Origin of the sequence: Sphingobium sp., from assembly GCF_003248505.1 — a bacterium.
Lineage (GTDB): Bacteria > Pseudomonadota > Alphaproteobacteria > Sphingomonadales > Sphingomonadaceae > Sphingobium.
This window is the reverse complement of the sequence record NZ_QFOA01000130.1, coordinates 1-4,933: the sequence shown is the minus strand read 5'-3', so window position 1 is coordinate 4,933 and position 4,933 is coordinate 1. Positions and strand designations below refer to the sequence as shown.

5 protein-coding genes and 1 pseudogene are annotated in these 4,933 nt (G+C 64.5%); all 6 read left to right on the top strand.

Annotated elements, in window-relative coordinates:
• The coding region (locus DI606_RS19470) for a hypothetical protein (protein ID WP_293985597.1) at nucleotides 1-206 on the top strand (206 nt) is incomplete at its 5' end.
• A 16-nt stretch (nucleotides 207-222) separates the two neighbouring features.
• A complete protein-coding gene (locus tag DI606_RS19465) occupies nucleotides 223-312 on the top strand; it encodes a potassium-transporting ATPase subunit F (RefSeq protein ID WP_093084745.1) in 90 nt (29 codons plus the stop codon).
• A gap of 16 nt (nucleotides 313-328) precedes the next feature.
• Nucleotides 329-2,032: a potassium-transporting ATPase subunit KdpA gene (kdpA, locus tag DI606_RS19460; RefSeq protein ID WP_293985594.1), complete on the top strand. Its 1,704-nt coding sequence runs from the start codon at nucleotides 329-331 to the stop codon at nucleotides 2,030-2,032.
• A 13-nt stretch (nucleotides 2,033-2,045) separates the two neighbouring features.
• Nucleotides 2,046-4,082 (top strand): potassium-transporting ATPase subunit KdpB, encoded by a 2,037-nt coding sequence (kdpB, locus tag DI606_RS19455; RefSeq protein WP_293985593.1) that lies wholly within the window; start codon nucleotides 2,046-2,048, stop codon nucleotides 4,080-4,082.
• A gap of 11 nt (nucleotides 4,083-4,093) precedes the next feature.
• Nucleotides 4,094-4,681 carry a potassium-transporting ATPase subunit KdpC gene (gene kdpC, locus DI606_RS19450; RefSeq protein WP_293985592.1) on the top strand — a complete coding sequence of 196 codons (588 nt, stop codon included), beginning with the start codon at nucleotides 4,094-4,096 and terminating at the stop codon, nucleotides 4,679-4,681.
• Nucleotides 4,678-4,933, top strand: a pseudogene (locus DI606_RS19445) (sensor histidine kinase KdpD); the annotation flags it as partial. The gene kdpC and the pseudogene DI606_RS19445, both read left to right, overlap by 4 nt.

Below are 4,933 nucleotides of genomic sequence, written 5' to 3'. Positions count from 1 at the left end.
AATACTATGCGCGGCGCCGGTCCTGTCTCTCGATTTCAAACGCCCCGCTCACCTACTTGAACCACCGCAGACGAATCGGCGCCGCATATCGCGTGGCCCCGACGCCGTGCGGGAGACAGACAATGCAGGACATCCTCTGGATCGGCCTCATCCTCGGCTTGCTTGCCGCAACGCTTGGCTACGCCGCGCTGTGCGACAACGGTTGAAGGAAGGGCCATGCACATGACAATCGACCTCTGGCTGGCGGCCATCACCGCGCTCGGCCTTCTTCTCTATCTCGTGGCGGTGCTTGCCCGCCCCGAACGCTTCTGATCGCGGAGGCCAATCCATGACATTCCAGGGATGGGCGCTCATTGTCGCCTTCGTCGCCATTCTCCTCGCCGTTACCAAGCCGATGGGACTATGGCTGTTCGCCCTCTACGAAGGACGCCGCACGCCGCTTCACGCGTTGCTGGGGCCGGTCGAGGCGGGATTCTATCGGCTGTCCGGCATCGACCCGGCACAGGAGCAGGGATGGCGGCGCTACGCCGTCCACATGCTGATCTTCAACGCTGTCGGCCTGATGTTCACCTATGCGATCTTGCGGTTTCAGGGTGCTCTGCCGCTCAATCCGCTGGGTTACGCAGGTAACAGCGCGGACCTCGCCTTCAATACGGCGATCAGTTTCACGACCAACACCAATTGGCAGAGTTATTCGGGCGAAGCCGCCATGTCGCCGCTCAGCCAGATGCTGGCGCTGACGCTGCATAATTTCCTGTCGGCGGCTACCGGCATCGCGCTCGCCTTCGCGCTGTTCCGGGGCTTCGCGCGCCGGGAAGCAAGCGGCATCGGCAATTTCTGGGCCGACATGACGCGCGTAACGCTTTACCTGTTGCTGCCCGCCTGTTTCGTGATCGCGCTGTTCTACATCGCGAGCGGCATTCCCCAGACACTTTCCGCGTCGGTCGATGTGATCACGCTGGAAGGCGCACGCCAGACGATTGCCCTCGGACCTGTCGCGAGCCAGGAAGCGATCAAGATGCTGGGCACAAATGGCGGTGGTTTCTTCAACGCCAATTCGGCGCATCCGTTCGAAAATCCATCCGCGCTCACGAACTTCGTGCAGATGCTGTCGATCTTCGCAATCGGCGCGGGGCTGACCTACACGTTCGGCAAGGCGGTCGGCAATGTCAGGCAGGGCAGGGCGATCCTGGCAGCGATGCTCACCATCTTCCTGATCGGCGTTGCGGTCACCTATTGGCAGGAATCGGCTGGCAATCCCATCCTCCACAGCCTCGGCGTCGCCGGCGGCAATATGGAAGGAAAGGAAGTCCGCTTCGGCATCGCCGCTTCTTCGCTTTTCTCGGTCATCACCACCGCCGCCAGTTGCGGCGCGGTCAATGCGATGCACGACAGCTTCACCGCTCTGGGCGGCATGATCCCTCTGCTCAACATCCAGCTGGGCGAAGTCGTGGTCGGCGGCGTGGGCGCGGGAATCTACGGCTTCCTCCTGTTCGCGATCCTTGCGGTGTTCGTCGCGGGTCTCATGGTCGGACGCACGCCCGAATATGTGGGCAAGAAAATCGAAAGCCGCGAGGTGAAGCTCGCCGTCCTGGCGATCGCCGTGCTGCCGCTCGTCATCCTCGGCTTCACCGCCATCGCTGCGGTTTTGCCTGCGGGGCTGGCCGGACCTCTTAACAAGGGACCGCACGGATTTTCCGAAATCCTCTACGCCTTCACGTCCGGGGTAGGGAACAACGGATCCGCCTTCGCCGGGTTGACCGCCAATACGCCCTTCTACAACGGCCTGCTGGGCGTTGCGATGTGGATCGGTCGCTTCTTCATCATCGTGCCGATGCTGGCGATCGCCGGTGGACTGGCTGCCAAGAAATATGTGCCCGAAACTGCCGGCAGCTTCCCCACGACCGGACCGCTTTGGACCGGCCTGCTCGTCGGCATCGTCCTCATCCTGGGCGGGCTGACCTTCCTGCCCGGCCTCGCCCTTGGCCCCATTGCCGATCATCTCGCGATGATCCGCGGCCAGCTTTTCTGATCGGAGCTTTATCATGGCACGCACCGCGTCCCCATCGCTCTTTACCGCAGACCTGATCGTCCCGGCCATCGGCGACGCCTTCCGCAAACTCAATCCCAAGGACCTGATCCGCAACCCGGTGATGTTCACCACCGCCGTGGTGGCGGTGCTGCTCACCGTCCTGCTCGTCGTCGGGCATGATGGTCTTGCCATGGGCTTCAAGCTTCAGCTTGTGATCTGGCTGTGGCTGACGGTTCTCTTCGGCACCTTTGCCGAAGCGCTCGCCGAAGGGCGGGGCAAGGCGCAGGCCGCCTCGCTCCGCGCGACCAAGGCCGACCTCACCGCCAAGCGCCTGAAGAGCGACGGGCGCGAGTTTGAGACCGTCGCCGCCAGCGTCCTGAAACTGGGCGACGTCGTGCTCGTCCAGACCGGCGACCTCATCCCTTCCGACGGCGAAGTCGTGGCCGGGGTGGCGTCGGTCAACGAAGCGGCGATCACCGGCGAATCCGCGCCCGTCATTCGTGAAGCGGGCGGCGACCGCTCTGCCGTCACGGCGGGCACGCGCGTCATTTCGGACGAAATCCGCGTCCGCGTGACCGTCAATCCGGGGCAGGGCTTCCTCGACCGGATGATCGCGCTGGTCGAGGGGGCCGAGCGGCAGAAGACGCCGAACGAAATCGCCCTGACGCTGCTGCTCGTCGGCCTCACCATCATCTTCCTGATCGCGGTCGGCACGATACCGGGCTTTGCCAGCTATGCCGGCGGATCGATCCCCGTCTCGATCCTCGCCGCGCTGCTCATCACGCTCATCCCCACTACCATCGCGGCGCTGCTGTCTGCCATCGGCATCGCGGGGATGGACCGGCTGGTGCGCTTCAATGTCCTTGCAAAGTCCGGTCGCGCGGTCGAGGCGGCAGGCGACATCGACGTGCTGCTGCTCGACAAGACCGGCACCATCACCGTGGGAGACAGGCAGGCGACCGAATTCCGCCCCGTGGGCAAGGCGACGACAACCACGCTGGCGGAAGCCGCGCTCCTCGCCAGCCTCGCCGACGAAACGCCCGAGGGCCGCTCGATCGTCGTCCTTGCCCGCGACAAGTTCGGCCAGAGCGCGCAGGCATTGCCCGAAGGCGCGGAGGTCATTCCCTTCACCGCCCAGACGCGCGTGTCGGGGGTGCGCTTCGGCGGCACCACCATCCAGAAGGGCGCGGTGGATTCGATCCTGCGGGCGCATCCCGACACTGCCACCACCCCGGTCGCCGAAGAGCTTCGCCGCATCAGCGACGAAATCGGTCGTGCGGGCGGTACGCCGCTGGCGGTCGCGAAGGACGGCGAATTGCTGGGCGCGATCTTCCTCAAGGATATCGTGAAGGCGGGTATCCGCGAACGGTTCGGCGAACTGCGCCAGATGGGCATCCGCACGGTGATGATCACCGGCGACAATCCCCTCACCGCTGCGTCGATAGCGGCGGAAGCGGGCGTCGACGACTTCCTCGCACAGGCAACGCCGGAGGATAAGCTCGCCCTTATCCGTAAGGAACAGCAGGGCGGCCGCCTCGTCGCCATGTGCGGCGACGGCACCAACGACGCGCCCGCCCTTGCGCAGGCCGATGTCGGCGTCGCGATGAACACCGGTACGCAGGCCGCGCGCGAGGCGGGCAACATGGTCGATCTCGACAGCGATCCCACCAAGCTGATCGAGGTGGTAGGCCTGGGCAAGCAATTGCTGATGACACGCGGAGCGCTCACCACCTTTTCGGTGGCGAACGACGTAGCCAAATATTTCGCGATCATCCCGGCAATGTTCGTGGTGCTCTATCCCGGTCTCGGCGTGCTGAACGTCATGGGTCTGGCGACACCGCAAAGCGCGATCCTGTCCGCCATCATCTTCAACGCGATCATCATCCCGATGCTCGTCCCGCTCGCGCTCCGGGGCGTCGCCTACAAGCCGATCGGCGCAGGCCCGCTGCTGGCCCGCAACCTCGCCATATACGGGCTGGGCGGCCTGATCGCGCCGTTCGTCGGCATCAAGCTCATCGATCTGGCCGTCAATGGCCTGGGTCTTGCCTGAAGGATTTCGTCATGAACAAGGACATCCTCACTTCGCTGCGCCCTGCGCTCGTCATGACACTGCTGTTCGCCGCGCTGCTTGGCATCGCCTATCCGCTGGCGTTGACCGGCATCGGGCAGTTGGCTTTCCCGAGCCAGGCCAACGGCAGCCTCATCGAACAGGATGGCAAGCTCGTGGGCTCCACCCTGATCGGTCAGTCCTTCGCCGCCGACCGCTACTTCCACGGTCGTCCGTCGGCTGCGGGCAAGGGCTATGACGCCATGGCCTCCTCCGGCTCCAATCTCGGCCCGACCTCCCGCGCGCTCATAGATCGCGTGAAGACGGACCTCGCCTCCAACAGGACATCACCCGGTCAAGAAGTTCCGTCCGATCTGGTGACTGCCTCCGCATCGGGGCTCGACCCTCATATCAGCCCCGATGCGGCTTTTTATCAAGTCGACCGCGTCGCCCGTGTGCGCGGTCTTCAACCCGACAAGGTGCGCACCCTCGTCGACGACAGCATCGAACGGCCCTGGCTGGGCCTGTTCGGCGAACCGCGCGTCAATGTGCTCGAAATCAATCGACGGCTCGACCGCATCGGCGCTAACAAGGGGCGATGAACGACCCAGACCGCCGCGATCCAGAGGCCTTCCTGCGTCAAGCGGCGCAGGAAGGCCGCGGGCGGTTGAAAATCTTCCTCGGCGCGGCGCCCGGCGTCGGCAAGACCTATGAGATGCTGACCGACGGGATGCAGCGTCTTCAGGCCGGGATCGACGTGGTCATCGGCGTCGTGGAAACCCATGGCCGACGCGAGACCGAGGCACTGCTGACAGGGCATGAGGTGATCCCGCGCCGCGATGTCGATCATCAGG